The 23248-nt window shown below is 46.5% G+C and carries 20 protein-coding genes; 15 read left to right on the top strand and 5 right to left on the bottom strand.

Annotation, left to right across the window (positions count from 1 at the left end; all coding sequences use genetic code 11):
- Positions 1–31 precede the first annotated feature (31 nt).
- A complete protein-coding gene (locus MKA69_RS00295; protein WP_001190431.1) occupies positions 32–670 on the bottom strand; it encodes a YchE family NAAT transporter in 639 nt (212 codons plus the stop codon).
- Positions 671–1296: 626 nt separating this feature from the next.
- Between MKA69_RS00295 and adhE the strand changes: the two genes are divergently transcribed.
- Complete coding sequence (gene adhE, locus MKA69_RS00290; RefSeq protein WP_305847338.1) at positions 1297–3981, top strand: bifunctional acetaldehyde-CoA/alcohol dehydrogenase; 2685 nt, start codon at positions 1297–1299, stop codon at positions 3979–3981.
- Between the two features lie 164 nt (positions 3982–4145).
- Here the strand turns inward: adhE and MKA69_RS00285 are convergent, their stop codons facing one another.
- From MKA69_RS00285 to rne, 3 genes are all read right to left on the bottom strand, one after another.
- Positions 4146–5021 (bottom strand): DMT family transporter, encoded by an 876-nt coding sequence (locus MKA69_RS00285; protein ID WP_055065032.1) that lies wholly within the window; start codon positions 5019–5021, stop codon positions 4146–4148.
- Between the two features lie 117 nt (positions 5022–5138).
- Entirely contained in the window at positions 5139–6698 is a 1560-nt protein-coding gene (locus MKA69_RS00280) for a SulP family inorganic anion transporter (RefSeq protein ID WP_055032937.1), read from the bottom strand.
- 293 nt (positions 6699–6991) lie between these two features.
- Entirely contained in the window at positions 6992–10093 is a 3102-nt protein-coding gene (gene rne, locus MKA69_RS00275) for a ribonuclease E (RefSeq protein WP_305847337.1), read from the bottom strand.
- A 610-nt stretch (positions 10094–10703) separates the two neighbouring features.
- On the opposite strand from rne, the gene rluC reads away from it, so the two are divergent.
- Entirely contained in the window at positions 10704–11651 is a 948-nt protein-coding gene (gene rluC, locus MKA69_RS00270) for a 23S rRNA pseudouridine(955/2504/2580) synthase RluC (protein ID WP_055029982.1), read from the top strand.
- Positions 11652–11702: 51 nt separating this feature from the next.
- On the opposite strand, the gene MKA69_RS00265 is transcribed toward rluC, so the two are convergent.
- Positions 11703–12284, bottom strand: coding sequence for a nucleoside triphosphate pyrophosphatase (locus MKA69_RS00265; protein ID WP_305847336.1), 582 nt, complete (start codon positions 12282–12284; stop codon positions 11703–11705).
- A gap of 147 nt (positions 12285–12431) precedes the next feature.
- On the opposite strand from MKA69_RS00265, the gene yceD reads away from it, so the two are divergent.
- The 13 genes from yceD to MKA69_RS00200 all read left to right on the top strand — a co-directional run bounded on the left by yceD (position 12432) and on the right by MKA69_RS00200 (position 22963).
- Positions 12432–12956: a 23S rRNA accumulation protein YceD gene (yceD, locus tag MKA69_RS00260; RefSeq protein WP_001174444.1), complete on the top strand. Its 525-nt coding sequence runs from the start codon at positions 12432–12434 to the stop codon at positions 12954–12956.
- A gap of 34 nt (positions 12957–12990) precedes the next feature.
- A complete protein-coding gene (gene rpmF, locus MKA69_RS00255; RefSeq protein WP_000290732.1) occupies positions 12991–13161 on the top strand; it encodes a 50S ribosomal protein L32 in 171 nt (56 codons plus the stop codon).
- Between the two features lie 9 nt (positions 13162–13170).
- A complete protein-coding gene (plsX, locus tag MKA69_RS00250; protein ID WP_055027827.1) occupies positions 13171–14196 on the top strand; it encodes a phosphate acyltransferase PlsX in 1026 nt (341 codons plus the stop codon).
- Between the two features lie 5 nt (positions 14197–14201).
- The gene (locus MKA69_RS00245; RefSeq protein WP_055027826.1) at positions 14202–15152 is read left to right on the top strand and encodes a beta-ketoacyl-ACP synthase III; all 951 of its coding nucleotides are present in this window, start codon (positions 14202–14204) and stop codon (positions 15150–15152) included.
- 69 nt (positions 15153–15221) lie between these two features.
- A complete protein-coding gene (gene fabD / locus MKA69_RS00240) occupies positions 15222–16145 on the top strand; it encodes an ACP S-malonyltransferase (protein ID WP_055044368.1) in 924 nt (307 codons plus the stop codon).
- 27 nt (positions 16146–16172) lie between these two features.
- Positions 16173–16907, top strand: a complete 735-nt coding sequence (gene fabG, locus MKA69_RS00235; RefSeq protein ID WP_055027837.1) for a 3-oxoacyl-ACP reductase FabG — start codon at positions 16173–16175, stop codon at positions 16905–16907.
- 232 nt (positions 16908–17139) lie between these two features.
- Complete coding sequence (gene acpP / locus MKA69_RS00230) at positions 17140–17376, top strand: acyl carrier protein (protein WP_000065130.1); 237 nt, start codon at positions 17140–17142, stop codon at positions 17374–17376.
- Between the two features lie 88 nt (positions 17377–17464).
- A complete protein-coding gene (gene fabF, locus MKA69_RS00225) occupies positions 17465–18709 on the top strand; it encodes a beta-ketoacyl-ACP synthase II (protein ID WP_000044696.1) in 1245 nt (414 codons plus the stop codon).
- 77 nt (positions 18710–18786) lie between these two features.
- The gene (gene pabC / locus MKA69_RS00220; RefSeq protein WP_000289952.1) at positions 18787–19590 is read left to right on the top strand and encodes an aminodeoxychorismate lyase; all 804 of its coding nucleotides are present in this window, start codon (positions 18787–18789) and stop codon (positions 19588–19590) included.
- Positions 19587–20603 carry an endolytic transglycosylase MltG gene (mltG, locus tag MKA69_RS00215; RefSeq protein WP_055029987.1) on the top strand — a complete coding sequence of 339 codons (1017 nt, stop codon included), beginning with the start codon at positions 19587–19589 and terminating at the stop codon, positions 20601–20603. The genes pabC and mltG overlap by 4 nt, the downstream gene beginning before the upstream one ends.
- Positions 20600–21238, top strand: coding sequence for a dTMP kinase (gene tmk, locus MKA69_RS00210; protein WP_055034726.1), 639 nt, complete (start codon positions 20600–20602; stop codon positions 21236–21238). The genes mltG and tmk overlap by 4 nt, the downstream gene beginning before the upstream one ends.
- Position 21239: 1 nt before the next feature.
- On the top strand, positions 21240–22205 hold the full coding sequence (locus tag MKA69_RS00205; RefSeq protein ID WP_371131790.1) for a DNA polymerase III subunit delta': 966 nt from the start codon (positions 21240–21242) through the stop codon (positions 22203–22205).
- The gene (locus MKA69_RS00200) at positions 22196–22963 is read left to right on the top strand and encodes a TatD family hydrolase (protein ID WP_305847334.1); all 768 of its coding nucleotides are present in this window, start codon (positions 22196–22198) and stop codon (positions 22961–22963) included. Before MKA69_RS00205 ends, MKA69_RS00200 begins: the two co-directional genes overlap by 10 nt.
- Positions 22964–23248 lie beyond the last annotated feature (285 nt).

Raw genomic sequence — 23248 nt, 5'->3', positions numbered from 1 at the left:
TGGGCGCTTTTTTTATCTGTTCATCGCTAAGTTAAGCTAAACCTGGAAACAGGTTGCGCAGCCCGTTAGCGATAAATTCAATACCTAATGCGCCAAGGATGAGACCCATGATACGGGTGATCACGTTGATCCCAGTTTGTCCAAGCAATCTCACAATATATGGGGCAGAACGGAACAGCAACCAAGAACAAAAGCTGAATGCCACAATCGTCAAGACAATCCCGAAAGTATCTAGCATATTTGGGTAGCGTGAACCATACACAATCGTCGAGCTAATCGCACCAGGCCCCGCCATTAGTGGCATAGCTAAAGGAACAACCGCAATTTGTTCTCGGCTAATGTATTCCGATTTTTCTTGTTTGTTCTGTTTATCTTCACCGAGCTTACCGCTCATCATCGAAAAAGCGATGCTGAGCAGTAGTAAACCGCCGGCCACACGGAAGGAGTCTAGAGAGATACTGAACAAGTCGAGCATCATTTGCCCTGCTAGTAGCGCAATGATCAAAATGATGGCAACAGCAATATTAGCCGTTGCTGCGGTTTTGTTTTTCTCTTCCAGCGTCATATGACCGGTCAGAGAGACGAAAACAGGCATGATACCCACAGGGTTTACCGCAGCGACTAAGCCGAGGAAAAATTGAAGAAAAATGGCAATTTCAAAGCTTTGCATGATGAAGTCTCGTAACCATCGCAGAGAGATAAAGAAGCGTGCGTAATGTAAGCGAAAGATAGCAGAATCACGAATGAAAAAAATTGGGTCGCCACGGATTATTGTGTGAGAAAAACTAATTGATGCATAAGAGTGAAAAGATTCAGTGTCATTCTTGTGTCAAGTTTGTTTTCTTATTCTTTTGCCTGTTAACATTCGCACATTTTTTGTAAAAACTTGGGCGAGCTCTGGTGGTCATAGACATAACCGATATACTCTCAGTAGCACGTGAATAGCCTCCCAAACGTGCCTCAGGTGTCTAAAAATGAAACTTTTTTACAAGGTGTTGTAGTTTTTTTAGTTTTTAAAACTCAAGTGAGGTTTTTTTCTTCATGAGGCTGTTTTGTTTTAAATTCTTTTTATTCAGTTACTTATGATGTATTGATGTGACTTATTACCCCTTCTTGGGTAATTAATTTTTCATAACTGATCTGAGTCAATTTTTTTCACAGTCTGAAATATTATACTCAGTCGTGAAAGCAATTTACTAAGTCGGTCGTAAGTTAAGTCTTTGAGTAAAGGTGAAAACTGACTGCAGCACACTTACTAAAGAGTTTTTAATATTTTTTTATTTTAGGAGATTCATTATGCCTGTTACTAATCTGGCTGAACTTGATGCTCTGGTTGCTCGCGTTAAAGCAGCACAAGCTGAATTTGCTACTTTCTCTCAAGAACAAGTAGACAAAATCTTCCGTGCAGCCTCTCTAGCAGCAAACCAAGCGCGTATCCCGCTAGCTCAAATGGCGGTAGAAGAATCAGGTATGGGTATTGTTGAAGATAAAGTAATCAAAAACCACTTTGCTTCTGAGTTTATCTACAACAAGTACAAGGACGAAAAAACCTGTGGCATCCTCGAAGAAGATGACAACCTAGGTACTATGACCATCGCTGAGCCTGTAGGCATCATCTGTGGTATCGTCCCAACCACTAACCCAACCTCAACCGCGATCTTCAAATCACTGATTTCTCTGAAGACTCGTAACGGTATCATCTTCTCTCCACACCCACGTGCTAAGAACTCAACCAACGCAGCCGCGAAATTGGTTCTGGATGCGGCAATCGCAGCGGGTGCTCCAAAAGACATCATCGGTTGGATTGACCAACCTTCAGTTGAGCTGTCAAATGCCCTGATGAAACACGATGGTATCGCACTGATCCTTGCAACGGGTGGTCCAGGCATGGTGAAAGCGGCTTACTCTTCTGGTAAACCAGCAATCGGTGTAGGTGCAGGTAACGTTCCTGTTGTTATCGATGAAACTGCTGATATCAAACGTGCAGTAGCTTCTATCCTAATGTCAAAAACCTTCGACAACGGCGTAGTATGTGCTTCTGAGCAAGCGGCTATCGTAGTGAGCGAAGTTTATGATGAAGTGAAAGAGCGTTTCGCAACGCACAAAGCGCACGTACTGAGCAAAGCTGATGCGGATAAAGTGCGTAAAGTACTGTTGATTGATGGCGCGCTGAACGCGAAAATCGTAGGTCAACCTGCTGCTGCTATCGCGGAAATGGCAGGCGTAAAAGTACCTGCAGATACTAAAGTGCTGGTGGGTGAAGGTCTGGGCAAAGTCTCTTATGATGACGAATTCGCTCACGAAAAACTGTCTCCAACACTGGGTCTGTTCCGTGCCGACAACTTTGAAGACGCGGTTGCACAAGCAGTAACCATGGTTGAAATCGGTGGTATCGGCCACACCTCTGGTCTGTACACCAACCAAGACGTTAACGCAGATCGTATCCGTTACTTCGGTGACAAACTGAAAACTGCCCGTATTCTTGTCAACATCCCAACCACTCACGGTGGTATCGGTGACCTGTACAACTTCAACGTTGCACCGTCTCTGACTCTGGGTTGCGGTTCTTGGGGTGGTAACTCAATCTCTGAGAACGTAGGTCCTAAGCACCTCATCAACAAGAAAACTGTTGCGAAGCGAGCTGAAAACATGTTGTGGCACAAACTACCTAAGTCTATCTACTTCCGCCGTGGTAGCCTTCCAATCGCTCTGAGCGACCTAGAAGGTAAAAAACGCGCATTCCTAGTTACTGACCGTTTCCTATTCAACAACGGTTATGCAGACGATGTGGTTGCCCTGCTGAAAGCGCAAGGCATGGAAGTTCAGACATTCTTCGAAGTAGAAGCGGATCCAACGCTGTCTGTAGTAGAAAAAGGCGCTGCAGCAATGCAAAGCTTCCAACCAGATGTGATTCTCGCTCTAGGTGGTGGTTCACCAATGGATGCGGCGAAGATCATGTGGGTAATGTACGAGCACCCAGAAACTCATTTCGCAGAACTGGCTATGCGCTTTATGGACATCCGTAAACGTATCTACAAGTTCCCTAAAATGGGTAAAAAAGCTGAGCTTGTGTGTATCACTACCACTTCAGGTACGGGTTCAGAAGTAACACCGTTTGCGGTTGTGACTGACGACAAGACTGGCGCTAAGTACCCACTGGCAGACTACGAACTGACTCCTCAAATGGCGATCGTAGATGCGAACCTAGTGATGAACATGCCTAAGTCTCTGACTGCTTTCGGTGGTTACGATGCAGTAACTCACGCACTAGAAGCTTACGTATCTGTTCTTGCTAACGAATACTCAGACGGTCAAGCTCTGCAAGCACTGAAGATGCTGAAAGAGTACCTACCTTCTAGCTACGCGAATGGTGCAAAAGATCCAATCGCTCGTGAGAAAGTACACAACGCTGCTACTATCGCTGGTATCGCATTCGCTAACGCTTTCTTGGGTGTATGTCACTCAATGGCGCACAAAATCGGTGCTGAGTTCCACCTACCACACGGTCTGGCGAACGCTCTGCTGATTGCTAACGTGGTACGTTACAACGCAAACGACAACCCAACTAAACAAACAGCATTCTCTCAATACGACCGTCCACAAGCACGTCGTCGTTACGCAGAAGTGGCTGACCACCTAGGCCTGAGCCAAGCTGGCGACCGTACTGCACAGAAGATTGAGCGTCTGCTTGCATGGTTGGATGAACTGAAAGCGAACCTAGACATCCCAATGTCTATCCAATCTGCGGGTGTAAACGAAGCTGACTTCCTAGCGAAAGTTGATGCGCTAGCAGTTGAAGCGTTTGATGACCAATGTACTGGTGCAAACCCACGTTACCCACTGATTGCTGAGCTGAAAGAAGTTCTGCTGGCTTCTTACTACGGTAAACCATTCGTAGAAGGTCAAACTTTCGAAGGCACGACTGTTATCGTAAAGAAAGCAGATCAAGAAGCCGCGAAAGCACCAAAAGCGAAAAAGTAATGTGATTGGTTTTCGCTAGCACGAAACAAATCGGGAAATACAAACCCTCCGCAAGGAGGGTTTTTTTATGCCATCAGTTTAGAGAAGTGACTTTAAAGCGGCGCTTTATTCAAGCTACATCGAAGAGGAAGTAAAAGCCTCACATTTAATGTTCCGCTTTTGAGCTAAGTCCACATTACCAGAATGGCTGCGAGTGCGACTAAAATGAGTCCTAAGCCATCTTTAATTCGTACTTTCTGCTGCAGCCAAAATACAGAGATCAACATAGTAAAAAAGATTTCTACCTGACCGAGTGTTTTAACATAAGGTACAGCCTGCAAAGACATGGCACCAAACCAGCCAATTGATCCTAAACAGCTACTGGCACTTGTGAGCATCACTAGTTTTGGGCGTAGCCAAAGTCGCTGGAGTGTTGGCGGATCTCGATAAAGGAGGAATCCAACCAGACAGAATGTTTGGATTGAAATGACCAACAATAAAACCCACGCTGCACTATAGGGAAAGGTCAGTTGAGAGGCGAGGCTCGCTTCACGAACCCAAAGTGACGTCAGTGCAAAAGCACTACCACTGCCTAAGCCAAGCAGTACGGTTGGCAGTGAAAGTTGTCTAAAGCCTCCATGGCTGCTCAGCATAAACACCCCGACACCCCCAATTAGCACACCAACCCAGCCTAATAGCGTGAGTTGAGTGCCGAAAAAGAGCATACCCAATATCGCGGCGACTAACGCTTCACTTTTGGCCAGACCCGCCCCGACGGCGTAATTATTGTATTTGAAGAGTTTGACCATTAAGGCTGTGGCAAGGATCTGCATGAATGAAGCGCCCACAATATAGCCCCAAAATGCAGTGGAAAAAGTCGGTAGCGCGGCAGGTTGCCACTGATAGAGCGTTATCAGATACACCGCCGCAAGTGGGCTAGCCCAGAGAAAGCGCGCGAGGGTAACGCCTACCGTAGAAACCTCGCTAGATAGACGACTTTGAAAAGCGTTGCGCCAAGATTGCATAAAGGCCGCGAACAGCGTGAGAAGAATCCATGTCATAGCAAACTCCTAAAAACAACAGAAGCTCTATGCTAGGGAATGGCTAAATTATCAGCAAGATAAATCATTGGTGATTTGAAAGGGTGAGCAAGGCAGCGCAAGGCTGCCTTAGTCTCGTTATCCCGCCAACACATCGCTGGCGACTTTGTAAGTGGGATCTTCTTTGATGTTTATTTCAACCAAACTGCCTGCTTTATGCAGTAGAGCGCGGCAATCTTGGCTGAGATGGCGCAGATGTAACGTTTTACCCACAGCGGCATAGCGTTCCGCTAAGGTTTCTATCGCATCAATCGCGGAATGGTCTGCCACGCGTGAGCGTGCGAAATCGACAATCACTTCTTTAGGGTCATTGTGTGCATCAAACAGTTCAAGAAAGTTAGCGGCGGAGCCAAAAAAAATCGGCCCATGAATTTGATACTCTTTGTGTCCGTCGGCATTGATATGGCTAGCCGCGTAGATATGTTTGGCATGTTCCCAAGCAAACATTAAGGCTGAGGCGATCACACCGACTGCGACAGCAATCGCCAGATCGGTAAACACAGTGACCACTGTCACCAGTACGATGACGAAGAAATCTTGTTTCGGAACTCGGCGAGCTAACTTAAACGTGGCCCATTCAAAGGTTCCAATCACCACCATAAACATCACTCCGACTAAAGCGGCGAGTGGGATCATCTCAATTAAAGAGGAGGTGAAAAGGATAAAGCAGAGCAAGAGAACCGCAGCCACAATGCCCGATAGTCGTCCTCGACCACCTGAGTTAACGTTGATCATCGACTGACCAATCATGGCGCAGCCACCCATCGCCCCAAACATGGAGCAAGTGATGTTAGCGAAACCTTGTCCTACGCATTCACGGTTGGATTGGCCACGTGTGCCGGTCATTTCATCCAAAACGGTCAGCGTTAACAGTGATTCAATTAACCCAATTGCAGCCAGAATCAAGGCATAAGGGAAGATGATCTGTAAAGTCTCCCAGGTCATCGGTACCGCAGGGATCGCGAAAGAGGGCAGAGTACCTGCGAGAGTCGCCGCATCATTACCTGACATGGCGCGTAGGAAATCCACGACAGTTCGGGTTTCTAAACCTAACCCTTGGACTAACAGTGTAATGGTAACAATCGCTGCGAGTGAAGAAGGAACAGCCGTCGTCAATTTAGGTAGGAAATGGATGATCGCCATGGTTAACGCGACCAAACCTAACATCAAAAGCAATTGATCTTGGGGTAACCAAGTGAGCACGCCATTCAAGTCAGGTGCTTTGAATTGGCCAAGTTGAGCAAGAAAAATCACGATCGCGAGTCCATTAACAAAACCGATCATCACAGGATGAGGCACCATACGAATAAACTTGCCGAGCTTGAATAAACCGGCGGCGACTTGAAGTAAGCCGGTGAGAAGAATCGCGGCGAATAAATATTGCACACCATGGCTAGCAACCAAGCTCACCATCACTACTGCCATAGCTCCTGTCGCACCCGAAATCATGCCGGGGCGGCCACCAAAAATGGAGGTAATTAACCCAACAATAAACGCCGCATAAAGGCCAACCATAGGGTCTACTCCCGCCACAAAGGCGAAAGCTACTGCTTCTGGAACCAAGGCTAACGCAACGGTTAGACCAGATAACACATCATTTTTTACCGAGTGATGAGAGAAAGAGGGAAATTCAAACATAGGGAAAACGGTATTCCATCGTTGTGTTGCCCATGAACTATGAGCATGAAGTGAACCGAACCGCTTCGTTAAAATGATGACATCAAAGTGTGACTAAGCGGGTTAATTTTGAACCGGGCATGCTACAGAAATGAACGATGAGGTGCAATCATCAATTGTTGATAGTTTAGCTATAACAAATGCTGATGATTATTTTGAGAGGCGTACTGGTCGTGGTTGAAAGTAAAAGTGGTAACAATAGGCCGCATAAAAAAGGGCTGCATGAGCAGCCCTTTTTATCGGCGATTAAACCGTTACTCGCTTTGCGGCTTAGCCATCGCTGAGCTCGCTTGATTACGCGCGGCTTGGCTACCCGCACCGCGAGCCTGATAACGCTCTGTGCGTAATGGCGCGGCGTTAACCAACACTTCACGGATCTCTTGTGAGCCAGAAGCTTTAGTCATTGGTGACGAGGCACTTGGTTGCTTGATAACCGCTTTTGCTGTGAGTTTTTTGCTGTCTGCGCTGACAGGCTTCACTACTTTAATTTGTTCAGCCGGTTTCTCAATAACCACATGATCTTCACCCACTGGTTGTACTGCAGGCGCTTCTACGGCTTCAATTACAGCAGGAATAGCAATCTCAACGGCAGGGGCTTCAATCACTTCAACCACAACAGGCTCGACAATCGTTTCAATCATCGGCTCGGCCACGATCACAGGCTCTTGTTCAACTCGTTGAGGTTCAATCTCAGCTGGCTGACGTCGAACGATCACTTTACCCATTGCCATTTCAGGGAAAGCTACGCCACCTAAAGTACGCGGAGTTTCTACGGTTACACTTTCTACCGCAACCGATGGAGTTACGTGTGTCACATGTTGAGCCACTTCAGTGTTTTCATGACGCGATTGTGGGCGTGGTGCTAAATCGTAGCGAGGCATCACTTTACCCATCGCCATCTCAGGAGAGGCAACTCCACCTTTACGTAGGCGGAACGGGTTAGGACGACGATCACGACCACGACGACGACGCTGACCACTCGCGCGTAGATGGCGTGGAGAACGACGGTTACGGCGCTGTTTCTGATCATCTTCGTTATCGTCTTGAGCTGAGTCTGCGTAATCTTCTGTTGCTGGCAGATTAACCGATGCAGGCGCTTCAAACTCATTGCTGATAGGTGCAGTTTGCAAAAGGTCTAGCTCTTCAGTTGCCACTTGATCTTTCACGCGAATTTGCTTAGTCAGCTTACGGCGTTGACGACGCTCTTTCACAACAGCCGCCTTTTCTTCTTTTGGCTCTGTCGTTTTTACGTTTACGTCTTGTTGCTGAGCCTCTGCCGCTAATTGACGGCCTTGCTCTAGCAGCTTAGCGGTTTTGCTTTCATCACGCTTGTTGCGGCGATCTTGGCGTTCTGGACGATCCGTTTCTGGGCGTTCAGTACGCTCACCACGTTCTTGCTTCGGTTTACGATCTTGCGGCTTACGTTGATTGCTTGAGCCTTCTTTATCGTTACGATCACTACGTTCATTACGTTCGCCATTTTCCTCATTACCACGACGGCGGTTTCTATCACGAGGGTTACGACGACGATCATTGTTACGTTCGTTGCGTTCACGACGAGGTTTCTCAGGTTCACCCGTTTGTACAACCGGAGTCTCGGTTTGTGCTGTAACTGGTGCTGAAGAGAACAGGTTCGCAATCGCTTTAAACAGACGACTAAACAGACCAGGTTGTGCAGGCTTCACCACTTCAGTAACGATTTGTGGCTCAGCTTTTGGCTTAGGTGCTGGAGCTGGTACGGCTTCTGCTGGTGCAGCAAAACCTTTCAGTACAGGTTCTTCAATGCGTTTTGGTTTCAGATCAACATCTAAAACTTCTTTGCCTTCCGCTTCTTTCATCGCTTCCAGCTTTTTCGGGATCAGGTAAGACAGGATGTCCTGTTCTTCACCGTCACGCACGCGGATCACTTCAAAGTGTGGCGTTTCCATATCGGAATTAGGCACGATAGTGATACGAACTTGTTGTGCTTTTTCAATGTGGTTGATTGAGCGACGCTTTTCGTTTAACAGATAAGAAGCAATAGACACGGGTACCACCGCAAGTACTTGCGAGGTGTTGTCTTTCAGTGCTTCTTCTTCAATTAAGCGCAGAACCGACAGTGCCAAAGATTCGTTATCACGAATCACCCCAGTTCCTGTACAACGAGGACAGATGTGGTGGCTAGCTTCTGCCAGAGACGGGCTCAAGCGTTGGCGTGACATCTCAAGCAGACCGAAGCGTGAAATACGGCCGATCTGAACACGAGCGCGGTCAACGCGTACGGCTTCACGTAGACGGTTTTCTACTTCACGTTGGTGGCGCACAGGTGTCATATCGATAAAATCGATAACGACTAGGCCACCTAAGTCACGTAGACGCAGTTGGCGTGCGATCTCATCAGCAGCCTCAAGGTTGGTATTGAGAGCGGTCTCTTCAATATCGCCACCTTTGGTTGCGCGTGCAGAGTTGATATCGATAGACGTCAAGGCTTCCGTTGGGTCAATAACGATTGAACCACCAGAAGGCAGGCGAACTTCGCGTTGGAAAGCCGATTCAATCTGGCTTTCGATTTGGAAATGGCTGAACAGCGGCACTTCGCCATCGTACTTCTTAACACGGTTAACGAAGTCAGGGCGCACCAAACGGATGTGCTCAAGAGCACGTTCGTAAATGCTGGTGCTGTCGATAAGAATTTCACCGATATCACGACGCAAGTAATCACGGATCGCACGAACAATCACGTTACTTTCTTGGTGGATAAGGAACGGTGCAGGGTTTGAATCAGACGCTTGCTTGATGGCACCCCAGTGCTTAAGTAGTACATTTAAGTCCCACTCTAACTCTTCGGCACTTTTTCCAACGCCTGCAGTACGGACGATAAGACCCATACCTTGTGGTAGTTCAAGTGAGCTGAGTGCCGATTTTAGTTCAGTGCGTTCATCACCTTCAATACGGCGAGAAATACCGCCAGCACGAGGGTTGTTGGGCATAAGAACAAGATAGCTACCCGCTAGAGAGATAAAGGTGGTGAGTGCCGCCCCTTTACTACCGCGCTCCTCTTTTTCGATTTGCACGATCACTTCCTGACCTTCGTTCAAAACATCTTTGATGTTTGGACGACCTTGGTAGCTGTAACCATCAGGGAAGTATTCGCGAGCAATTTCTTTGAGAGGGAGGAAACCGTGTCTTTCAGCACCGTAATCAACGAATGCGGCTTCTAGACTAGGTTCAATACGGGTAATGCGGCCTTTATAGATATTTGCTTTTTTCGATTCGTGCCCCGGACTTTCAATATCCAGATCGAACAGACGTTGGCCATCGACCAACGCGACACGCAACTCTTCTTTTTGAGTTGCGTTAATTAACATTCTTTTCATTTAGAAATCTCATTTTCTTAATATAGTTTTGATTCTTTTTTGTTGCCGTGTTTCGTTTTCACGGTGCCTGATCCCATGGCTTATTCGGTACAGCCTCCCGGCTGGAGGGGATGCTCTGGGGCACAACAGTATTCACAAGCATACGATTGCCTGTGATCCGCTATAAAGGCGGTGGGTACTCAACATGAAAAGGCGATGAGTAGAGCAACAAAAAGCCTCAAACTGTGTGTCTTACGCCGTGTGCTGCACTCAATTTTTCGACTGACTACTCATTAACTTGCTAGAAATTGAACGGTAAAGAACAAAATGCCACCAGTTCAGCTCTTGCAGCTGTGAACTATAGCAGTGACAGTGAACGTCAGCAATCAGCTTTGCTATGTAGCGCGAATTATTTGCGGGAGATTACAAAAAGTGCTGGTGGTAACTTATTGTTAAGTAAAGATAATGGTGACTAAGAGTACTTTGCATAGCAAGGATGCATTCAGATTGTACAGCAGCCCTGATGTCAGCAGGGTTAATTTGCCAACAAATCGCGGTTAGGACGCATGAAAAATGTCTTTTTGTTTCTAAGAAAATGTGACTTTAACAAGATTCCAGATAGAATAGCGGCATGAACGAAATCAGAACTCAAGTCCAGTTCATCGACATTGATGAAGACATGGCTGGTCAGCGCATTGATAACTTTTTGCGCAACCAATTAAAAACAATTCCGAAAAGCGTGGTTTATCGAATTCTGCGTAAGGGTGAAGTGCGCGTGAACAAAAAACGCGTGAAAGCCGAATATAAACTAGAAGCGGGGGATGTGGTGCGCGTTCCACCGGTGACGGTTGAAGTAAAAGAAAATGAAGCAACACCGCCCAGTACCAAGCTCAACAAAGTGGCGGAGTTGGAACACTGTATTGTTTATGAAGATGATCATCTGCTGATCCTAAATAAGCCATCGGGTACAGCAGTTCATGGTGGTAGTGGTTTACACTTTGGTGCGATTGAGGCGTTGCGCGCTTTGCGACCCCAAGCTCGTTTTCTGGAGTTAGTACATCGTATTGACCGTGATACCTCTGGCATTTTACTGGTCGCTAAAAAGCGTTCAGCGCTGCGCCATTTACAGGCTCAGTTTCGTGAGAAAACAGTACAGAAATACTACTACGCCTTAGTGATGGGGCATTGGGATGCAGAGTGCAAAGTAGTCAATGCGCCGCTGCTCAAAAACGAAGTCAATAGCATTGTAAGAGTCAACCCTAACGGTAAACCGTCTGAAACGCGATTTCGTATTCTGGAGAAGTTTACTGAAGCGACCTTGGTACAAGCGAGTCCTGTGACTGGGCGCACTCACCAAATTCGTGTACATACTCAATACATGGGGCATCCGATCGCGTGGGATGACCGTTACGGCGATCGTCGGTTTGATGCTTACACGGCAAAGTTTGGTATTGAGCGCTTATTCTTGCATGCGGCCAACATTCAATTTGTTCATCCGGCCAGTGAGGCAAAAATGGAGATTCACGCTCCGCTTGAGGCGCATCTTGAGCAAGCTCTTGCTAAAATGCGTCAGGCTTAAAGCATTATTCAAAAGGGCGAGATATCGCCCTTTTGCTTATCCAGCACAAAATCAGATGACGTTTAGGCCTTCCTGTTCAAGTAGTTGGATCAGCTTAATCAGCGGCAAGCCGATGAGCGAATTGGGGTCGTCGCCTTCCAAGCGCTCAAACAAGGCAATGCCTAATCCCTCACTTTTAAAGCTACCTGCGCAGTGCAGTGGTTGCTCAGCCTCGACATAACGTCTAGCCATACTCTCGGATAAGGTTCGAAAATGTACCGTAAAGGTATCGCAAAGCACCTGCGTTTGCTGAGTTTGGTTGTTAAAAAGCGCTAAGCCAGTATAAAAGGTAATTGCTTGACCACTTTGGCGTAAAAGTTGTTCAACGGCTTTTTCAGTAGTTAAGGGTTTACCGATGATTTGGTCATCGATCACGCAGACTTGATCTGACCCAATCACTAAGCTCGGGTCTGCTAAAAAGCAGCTACGCGCTTTGTTTTCAGCTAAGCGCATCACTAAGTGTTCGGGGGTTTCTCCGATTAACGGCGTTTCGTCGCAATCGGGTTTTGCAGTGACGAAAGGCAGCTTTAATTTCGCCAGAATTTGTTGGCGAAATGGAGAGGTAGAAGCTAAAACTAGTTGGTAATTTTGCATTTTACTTTACAATCATCGCGTGTTTGACAGCAGCATAACGTATCCTAATGCGCTGTTCATAATGCTCTCTGTGGAAAGGGAAAAAAAACCAAGTTTTTTGCCTTTTTCTTTGACTAAATCTGTTTTGGAAGATAATATTCGCGCCCTATGCAAAAGGTAAAAATACCGCGAACGGTTGATCCGGCTAAAGCCGCTCAGAAAAGATTAGACTTTGATGGCATCATCCAAGTTAATTTGTTCAAGCGCTTAGAGGAGTCAGTCGCAGGCGTTAAACGCGACGCTGAAGTTTCATTGTCATTTGAGATTGATGAACAGCAACTGGTTGTTATCTCTGGTAAAGCTAACATCGAAGTTGATTTAGAGTGTCAGCGCTGTAACGAGGTTTTCGCACACGAGTGTGAAGTTGAATTCACTTATACCCCTTACTTAGGTCGTAAAAGTGAAGAAGACGCCCCAGACGAGTATGATTTGGTAGATCTAAACGAGTTTGGTGAGGTTGACCTAGTTCAGTTAGTTGAAGACGAGTTCATCTTAAATTTGCCTCAAGTAGCAATGCACGACGAAGCGGATTGTAGCGTTGATTCAGACAATTTGGTATTTGGTGAACTTCCGGAAGAAGTTTTGGAAGAGAAGCCGAATCCATTCGATGTTTTAAAAAGCTTGAAGAAGTAATTCGCTAAGCATTCTTAACATAGGAGTAGGGTCCATGGCCGTACAACAAAACCGTAAAACACGTTCAAGACGTGGCATGCGTCGTTCACACGATGCGCTAACTGCTGCAGCGCTATCTGTAGACGCAACTTCAGGTGAAACTCACCTGCGCCACAACGTAACCGCTGAAGGTTACTACCGTGGTAAAAAGGTTATCAACAAGTAAGGTTGACCTTTGCAAAATTTAACCGTTGCACTTGATGCAATGGGCGGGGATTTCGGTCCACGCGTTACAGTGCCTGCCGCCGTGCAGGCACTGTCACATTTCCCAGAGCTAAAAGTGATCTTAGTGGGTGATCGTCATCAGATTGCTCAACAACTCTCTCTCCTAGGTTACTCACCCAATACTCGTTTAAGTATTGAGCACAGTGACCGTGTCATCTCCAACTCCGAAAAACCCTCGCTCGCGCTGCGTCACAGTGCTGGTAGCTCTATGGGTATTGCGATAGATCTCGTTGCTGATAATCAAGCGGATGCGTGTGTCAGTGGTGGAAATACCGGTGCGCTGATGGCGCTATCGCGTTTTCGTCTCAAACTTCTTCCGGGTATTGATCGTCCCGCGCTGGTTTCAGCATTGCCCACCGTATCCGGTCGTAAAACCTGGATGCTTGATTTAGGGGCCAATGTCTCAAGTGATGCCGACTCTCTGTTTCAATTTGCCGTGATGGGTGCCGCGCTCGCTGAGCAGCATTTGCAGCAAGCTCCACGTGTTGCGATTTTAAACATTGGCGCGGAGGAGATTAAAGGTAACGATCTGGTTAAGCGTTGTGCAGAAATGCTGACTCAAACTCAAGCGATCAATTTCATTGGTTACATTGAGGGTAATCAGCTGTTAACCGATGCGGCAGATGTGATAGTGTGCGATGGCTTTGTCGGGAATGTTTGCCTTAAAGCGTGTGAAGGAACGGCGCAACTCTTTATCGATAAGTTAAAAAAGTCACTTTTAGGCTCATCCATAAAGGGTTGGATAGCAAGAAAACTGTTTTCTGAGCTTTTTACTGAATTAAAAACCCTGAACCCCGACCAGTATAACGGCGCAAGTTTGCTAGGATTGCGCGGCATTGTCATTAAGAGTCATGGAAGTGCTGATGTATCCGCTGTCGTGAATGCGATTTCTGAAGCGGTACATGAGGTGAAACGACAAGTACCCAGCCGTATAAGCGATCGTTTGGAAGCGGTTTTACTCGAGAGGCATTATTAGTCTTCATGTATAGCAAAATTTTAGGTACTGGCAGCTACCTGCCATCTCAGGTGCGTACTAACGCAGACTTAGAGAAAATGGTAGAGACCAGTGATGAGTGGATTGTCGCTCGTACTGGTATTCGCGAGCGTCGCATTGCTGCTGAGAATGAAACTGTTGCCGATATGGCCTTCTATGCCGCACAAAATGCCATAGAAATGGCGGGAATCGATAAAAACGACATCGACATGATTATTGTGGCCACGACCAGTGCAAGCCACACTTTCCCGTCAGCGGCCTGCCAAGTGCAAGGTAAGCTGGGGATTAAAGGTTGTCCTGCGTTTGATTTAGCTGCCGCTTGTTCTGGTTTTATGTATGCCTTATCGATTGCGGATCAGCATGTAAAATCAGGTGTTTGCAAAAATATTCTCGTGATTGGCTCCGATGCACTATCGAAGTCTTGTGATCCTACGGATCGTTCAACCATTATCTTGTTTGGTGATGGTGCTGGCGCAGTGGTGATTGGTGCAAGCAATGAGCCGGGCATTCTTTCTACTCACATTCATGCGGATGGTGAGTATGGTGACTTACTCAGTCTTGAAGTGCCAGTTCGTGGTGGTGACAGTGATAAGTGGCTACACATGGCAGGCAATGAAGTCTTTAAAGTTGCGGTGACTCAGTTGTCGAAGTTGGTTGTTGATACATTAGAAGCCAACAACATGCACAAATCTGAGCTCGATTGGCTGGTACCGCATCAAGCCAACTATCGAATTATTTCTGCGACAGCGAAAAAACTGTCGATGTCGTTGGATCAGGTGGTGATTACCTTAGATCGTCACGGCAATACCTCGGCGGCGACCGTTCCAACAGCGTTGGATGAAGCGGTACGCGATGGTCGTATCCAGCGTGGGCAGATGCTACTGCTCGAAGCCTTTGGTGGTGGTTTCACGTGGGGCTCTGCTCTGGTGAAATTCTAAACGCACAATGAATTTTGACTTTAAGGGGTCTTTGGACTCCTTATCCATTCTTAGATGAAGGAAAGATTGATGAGTAAGTTTGCTATCGTATTCCCAGGTCAGGGCTCACAAGCGGTAGGTATGCTAGCTGATCTTGCGCAGCAGTATGACGTTGTAAAACACACATTCGCCGAGGCTTCAGAAGTGCTTGGTTACGATCTGTGGGCATTGGTTCAAGATGGTCCAGTGGAAGATCTTAACCAAACCTTCCGTACTCAACCGGCTTTGCTAGCGGCATCAGTAGCGATTTGGCGTGTATGGCAGCAGTTGGGCCTTGAGCAGCCTGTGGTTTTAGCGGGTCACAGCTTGGGTGAGTATTCAGCATTAGTGTGTGCTGGCGTGATCGATTTTAAACAAGCGATCAAGCTAGTTGAGCTGCGTGGTCAATTGATGCAACAAGCTGTGCCAGCAGGCACGGGTGCAATGTACGCGATCATTGGTCTAGAAGATGACGCGATTGCCAAAGCATGTGCAGATGCGGCGCAAGGTGAAGTGGTTTCTCCCGTAAACTTTAACTCGCCAGGCCAAGTGGTTATCGCAGGTCAAAAAGACGCGGTTGAGCGTGCTGGTGTTCTGTGTAAAGAAGCGGGAGCAAAACGTGCTCTGCCTCTGCCCGTTTCCGTACCATCACACTGCGCGTTGATGAAGCCTGCTGCCGATGAATTGGCAAAAACTTTAGCAGAGCTTGAATTCAATGCACCACAAATTCCAGTCATCAATAACGTTGATGTCGCGGCTGAAACGGATCCGGCAAAAATTAAAGATGCGTTGATTCGTCAACTCTACAGCCCAGTTCGTTGGACTGAGTGTGTTGAACAAATGAGCGCGCAAGGTGTCGAAAAGCTGATTGAAATGGGGCCGGGTAAAGTATTGACTGGTCTAACAAAACGTATTGTAAAAACCCTTGAAGGTGCCGCGGTAAATGATGTGGCTTCTTTGGATGCGGTGAAATAACAACAGGAAAAAAACATGAGTCAATTCATGAATCTAGAGGGCAAAGTTGCTCTTGTGACTGGCGCAAGCCGCGGCATTGGTAAAGCGATTGCTGAACTGTTAGCTGAACGTGGTGCCAAAGTGATTGGTACGGCAACCAGCGAAAGCGGTGCGCAAGCGATCAGTGACTACTTGGGTGACAATGGCAAAGGCATGGCCTTGAATGTGACCAATCCTGAGTCGATTGAAACGGTTCTGAAAGCGATTACCGATGAGTTTGGCGGCGTGGATATTCTGGTGAACAACGCCGGTATCACTCGTGATAACCTGCTGATGCGCATGAAAGAAGAAGAATGGTCAGACATTATGGAGACCAATCTGACTTCCATTTTCCGTCTGTCCAAAGCTGTGCTACGTGGCATGATGAAAAAACGCCACGGCCGTATCATCAACGTTGGCTCTGTTGTTGGCACCATGGGTAACGCAGGTCAAGCCAACTACGCGGCAGCAAAAGCGGGCGTAATTGGCTTTACAAAGTCAATGGCGCGTGAAGTTGCATCGCGTGGTGTGACCGTCAACACAGTTGCACCAGGTTTTATCGAAACTGATATGACAAAAGCACTGAATGACGACCAACGTACTGCTACACTAGCGCAGGTTCCAGCAGGTCGACTGGGGGACCCTCGTGAAATTGCGTCTGCAGTTGCTTTCCTAGCATCACCAGAAGCGGCATACATCACCGGTGAAACACTGCATGTGAACGGTGGTATGTACATGATCTAACTTTTTTGCCTCGTAAATCTTATCTATTCGGTGAGAAATGAGGCAAATTTGTGTGAAAAATGTTGGTAGCATGCACAATGTTTATGCATGATTTATATCAAAAATGGTGTGAATTTCGGTTAAAATCGCCTAATTTGTGGTTAGACCAGAAACCTCACGCTTGCAACTTTCCCTAGTTCGAATAAACTACGGAATCATCGCATTAGGCGAAATCTGTAAAGGAAAAGAAAAAATGAGCAACATCGAAGAACGCGTAAAGAAAATCATTGTTGAACAGCTAGGTGTAGACGAAGCAGAAGTAAAGAATGAATCTTCTTTCGTTGAAGACCTGGGTGCTGATTCTCTTGACACTGTTGAGCTAGTAATGGCTCTGGAAGAGGAATTCGATACTGAGATTCCTGATGAAGAAGCAGAGAAAATCACTACTGTTCAAGCTGCGATCGATTACGTAACCAGCAACGCTCAGTAATCTCTCCTCAGGCGGCTCACTGGCCGCCTGAATTTTTATAAGCTCTCAAACCTCTCTCATTTCAATTTCAATTCCGGAGAATATTATCGTGTCCAAGCGTCGCGTTGTTGTCACTGGCATGGGTATGTTGTCACCGGTAGGCAACACTGTAGAGTCATCTTGGAAAGCCTTGTTGGCAGGCCAAAGCGGCATCGTCAATATTGAGCACTTCGACACTACCAATTTTTCTACTCGTTTCGCAGGCCTAGTAAAAGGTTTTGACTGCGAGCAGTACATGTCAAAAAAAGATGCCCGCAAAATGGATTTGTTTATCCAGTATGGTATTGCTGCGGGTATTCAGGCTTTGGAAGATTCAGGCCTAGAAGTTAATGAAGAAAATGCTGCACGCATTGGTGTAGCCATTGGTTCTGGTATCGGTGGCCTTGAGCTGATTGAAACCGGACATCAAGCGTTAATGGAGAAAGGCCCACGTAAGGTTAGCCCTTTCTTCGTACCATCGACCATTGTGAATATGATTGCGGGTAACCTGTCTATCATGCGTGGTCTACGTGGTCCAAACATTGCGATCTCAACGGCGTGTACCACAGGCTTGCATAACATCGGCCATGCAGCTCGCATGATTGCTTACGGTGATGCAGATGCTATGGTGGCGGGTGGTGCAGAAAAAGCATCGACACCACTGGGTATGGCTGGCTTTGGTGCGGCAAAAGCACTGTCAACTCGTAACGATGAGCCACAAAAAGCGTCTCGTCCTTGGGATAAAGACCGTGATGGTTTTGTTCTGGGTGACGGTGCTGGTGTGATGGTACTCGAAGAGTATGAACACGCGAAAGCACGTGGTGCGAAAATCTACGCTGAAGTTGTCGGCTTTGGTATGTCGGGTGATGCGTATCACATGACGTCACCAAGTGAAGATGGTTCTGGCGGCGCGTTGGCGATGGAAGCTGCAATGCGTGATGCCGGCGTGACGGGTGAGCAAATCGGCTACGTTAATGCACACGGCACTTCGACACCTGCGGGTGATGTTGCTGAAGTCAAAGGCATTAAGCGTGCTTTGGGTGAAGCAGGTACTAAACAAGTGCTGATTTCATCGACTAAGTCGATGACGGGCCATTTGTTAGGTGCGGCAGGTTCTGCTGAAGCGATCATTACCGTGATGTCTTTGGTTGACCAAATCGTCCCTCCTACGATCAATTTGGATAATCCAGAAGAAGATTTGGGTGTGGATTTGGTACCTCATGTAGCACGCAAAGTTGAGAACATGGAATACGCCATGTGTAATTCATTCGGCTTTGGCGGTACTAACGGTAGCTTGATTTTCAAACGCATGTAAAAACTTCATCAGTCTTTACTTGAGTTCAGACGGCTTGATGCATAGCATTGAGCCGTTTCTTTTTATGGAGTGAGATCATGTACTGGGTTAACGGTAAGCGGCTCAATCAGGTGCCGATTAATGATCGATCTTTTCAATATGGTGATGGCGGTTTCACCACTATTTTGACCCAGTACGGGCAAGTTCAGCACTGGCCGCTGCACCAGCTACGATTACAAGTCTGCCTCGATGCGTTACATATCACTCAACCTGATTGGATTTTAGTGCAAGAAGGTCTGCAGGCTATGGTTCTGCCTGATGCCAAAGCGGGGCTCAAAATACACATTAGCCGAGGGGCTGGTGGTCGTGGTTATAGCCCTACTCAAGTCAGCGAAAGCAGTGTTACTATTAGCGCCTTTGCTTTTCCGGCGCATTATGAACAGTGGCGCCAGACTGGGGTGGCATTAGGAATTTGTGAACAACGTATGGGATTGAATCCTATGCTAGCGGGTCATAAACACAATAACCGACTTGAGCAGGTTTTACTTAAGCGTGAGATGGAACAGGCTGGATTCGATGATGGTATTTGTCTCGATCTTCAAGATAGGGTGATTGAAACAACCGCCGCCAACGTATTTTGGTGTAAAAATGGTAGTGTTTTTACACCTTGTTTGAAAAATGCTGGAGTCGCAGGCATCGCGCGACGACGCGTGATGGAAATAGCAAAACGTTTAGGATGGCCTGTGGTAATTGATGAGTTCGAGCTTGCGTCTTTGCTGGCTGCGGATGAAGTTTTCATCACTAATGCGCTGCTTGAAGTTGCTCCAGTAAAGCAAATTGGTGAACAACAATATACGATAGGTAGTATGACGCGACGAATTCAGGAGAGTAGTAATTCGTGATTAAAAAGCTGGTATTGGTTTTTGTTGCCCTGATCTGTGTTATTGCAGGTGGCTATTTTTATTTTGTCAATCAGATGGATAAGTACCTTGCTCAACCACTAGGGATTGAGCAGGCGCAGCTTGTCACGATTGCCCCAGGTACAAGCCTAAGTCGTGAACTTATCGTATTGACGGAACAAGAATGGATTAAAGGCAGTTTTGTGGCTGACTGGGTGCGTCGTTTCCATCCTGAACTGTCCAAGATTAAGGCGGGGACTTATAAACTGCTACCCGAAATGAGCTTAGAACAAGCTCTTGCTTTACTGGTTTCAGGTAAAGAACATCAATTTTCAATTACTTTCGTCGAAGGTAGTCGTTTTCAAGAGTGGCGAACCATTATTGAAAATAACGAAAATATTGAAAAACAGCTGACTGGGCTGTCTGAAGTTGAAATCGCTAAAGTTTTAGGGCTTGAACAAGAGAAGCTAGAAGGGTTATTTCTAGCTGAAACGTATCATTTCACTAAAGGCACAAGCGATGTCGAGATCCTGAAACGAGCCAATCAAAAATTGGAAAAGTTTCTACAAGTAACCTGGGAACACCGCCAAGAGGGTTTGCCAATCCAAACCCCTTATGAAGCCTTGATATTGGCCTCGATCATCGAAAAAGAGACCTCGATAGCGGAAGAGCGTGAACGTATTGCCGCTGTCTTTATCAACCGTTTGAACAAACGAATGCGGCTACAAACGGACCCTACAGTGATCTACGGGATGGGAGAAATGTACGATGGCAATATCCGTAAAAAAGATTTACGTGCGCGTACACCCTACAACACTTATGTGATTAGCGGCTTACCCCCGACACCGATTGCTATGCCTGGTGAAGCGTCGATATATGCGGCGCTCAACCCAGAGCAAAGCAATTACCTCTATTTTGTGGCGAGCGGAGAAGGTGGCCACACCTTTTCGAAATCGTTAGCGGATCACAATCGCGCCGTGCGGGCTTATCTTAAAAAACTTAGAACGAAACAATGAACGCAAAATTTATCGTAATTGAAGGGCTTGAAGGGGCAGGAAAAAGTACCGCTATTCAAGTCGTCGTTGAAACCTTACATCAACATGGTATTGAGCAAATCACTCGTACACGTGAGCCAGGCGGCACGGTATTGGCTGAAAAGCTGCGCACTTTAGTAAAAGAAGACCATCCGGGTGAAGAGCTAAAAGACATCACAGAGCTACTCCTGGTTTATGCTGCGCGCGTGCAGTTAGTTGAGAACGTGATCAAGCCGGCGTTAGCAAAAGGGCAATGGGTAGTTGGTGATCGCCATGATATGTCTTCTCAGGCGTATCAAGGTGGAGGTAGACAGATTGCTCCCAGTACCATGCTTAGCCTTAAGCAGACTGCTCTAGGCAATTTTAAACCCGATCTGACGTTGTACTTGGACATTGATCCTAAGCTAGGGTTGGAGCGTGCTCGTGGCCGTGGTGAGCTGGATCGTATTGAAAAGATGGACATCAGCTTTTTTGAGCGTGCTCGTCAACGCTATCTAGAATTGGCGGATGAGGATGATTCAGTCGTGCTAATTAATGCGGCGCAGTCTGTTGAACAAGTGGCAACCGATATTCGCCATGCACTCACCACGTGGCTAAGTTTGGTTGCTTGTGACTAGTATGAGTGCGCTTTACCCTTGGTTAGTGCCAGTTTGGCAACCCTGGCAAGCTAGACTGATGGCAGAAAAGTTATCGGCGGCGACTTTAATTCAAGCGCCTGAAGGTTCTGGGGTTGAAAACTTAGTGGACTATATGGCTCGCACTTTAATGTGCACGAGTCGCCAAAATGAACCATGCGGTTTTTGCCATAGCTGTGGGTTGATGCAAGCTGGTCATCATCCGGACTTTCATATCATTGCCCCTGAAAAAGTGGGCAAGTCGATTACCGTCGATCAAATTCGTCATATAAATCGAATTGCCCAAGAGTCATCACAACTGTCTGGTTATCGTTTGATCGTGATTAATCCTGCGGATGCGATGAATGAATCGGCAGCGAATGCGCTATTGAAAACTCTTGAAGAGCCTGCTGCTGATTGTGTATTCATTTTAGCTACCGCACACGTGCATCATTTGCTACCAACGATTGTGAGTCGTTGCCAAAAGCTCATGGTTACCGCGCCATCCACGCAATTGGTATTGGCATGGTTACAAGAGCAAGGCATTACAGCTCCGGCTTATGCTCTCCATCTTTGTGCTGATTCGCCCCTCAAGGCTCGTGCGTTTATGCTTGAGGGAGGAGTGGAGAAATACCGTGAGATTGAATCACAATTGGTTGCCGCAGTCGCGGGAGACATGAGTGCCCAACTCAAGTGTATCTCTCTTATTGATGCCGATTTAATGAACCATCTAGATTGGATTTGGTGTGTGCTGACCGATGCTCAGAAAATCCAATTTGGGGTGCAGGAAGCGTATTTCACCCCCGCTAGTGCCTTACTAGCAAAGCGTTTTCACTATCATAAACTTTACGCACAGACCGCCGCTCTTGAAGCATTGAAGGAACAGTTGAGTCAATTTACAGGATTGAATTCAGAGTTGCTGCTGCTGCAATGGTTTAACCAATTTATTACTGAGGAAACATGTTTGTAGACTCACATTGTCATCTGGACAAGTTGGATTACCAAGAACTGCACACGGATGTGAGTGATGTGATTGCCAAAGCACATCAAGCAAAAGTTGAGCATTTGTTGTCCGTGGGCGTCACGCTCGACTCTTTCCCTAATATGTTGCAGATGATTGATCCTTATCCGCAAGTGTATGCCTCTTGTGGTGTTCATCCATTGGATGTTGAGAGTGAATTTTCTCTCGATCTGTTCCATCAGTATGCGCAGCATCCTAAAGTGGTTGCGATAGGTGAAACAGGCTTAGATTATCACTATCAACCTGAAACTGCCGACTTACAAAAATTGCGTTTTCGACAGCAAATTGAAACCGCGGTCGCACTGAATAAGCCGCTGATAATCCATACCCGTAATGCTCAACAAGACACTTTGCAACTGTTAAGAGAGGGGCATGCAGAGCGCTGTGGTGGTGTGATCCACTGTTTTACCGAAGATTTGCCTTTTGCACAGGCCGCGATGGATTTGGGCTTTTATATCTCAATCTCTGGGATTGTTACATTTCGTCAGGCTACAGAGTTGAAAGAAGTGGTGAAAACCTTACCACTTGAGCGTTTATTGATTGAGACTGACTCGCCTTATTTAGCTCCCATTCCTCATCGGGGAAAAGAGAATCAACCCGCGTATGTGGTAGAAGTCGCAGCCTATATTGCCCAGCTAAAAGGGGTGTCTCTCACCGAGATTGCTGAAAAAACCACCAATAATTTCAAAGATCTTTTTTTGCGATAAAAATCATAATTAGATAAAAAAGCGAGCATTTGCTCGCTTTTTTATTCGCCAAATAAATAAGAAATTACAAATAAGCGAGTGTTTACTCTATCTGTTGAAAATTAGAGCTAATTTAATGGAAATGTAATTTTGTTACTAAAAATAACATGCGTGCTTATTTTATTTACCCAGTAAAATTAATGCTATCAATTATTAATTTTATATAAAACATGTAGTTATTGTCATTTTTTGGTTGGAAAATGAGGTCCGCTGATTGTGATCTAATTAGTAATTTGAAACTTAATT

It is taken from the genome of Vibrio sp. AH4 (assembly GCF_030710545.1).
Taxonomy (GTDB): Bacteria; Pseudomonadota; Gammaproteobacteria; order Enterobacterales; family Vibrionaceae; genus Vibrio; species Vibrio metoecus.
Note: the sequence above shows the minus strand (reverse complement) of the source record. Positions and strands in the feature narration are given on the sequence as shown.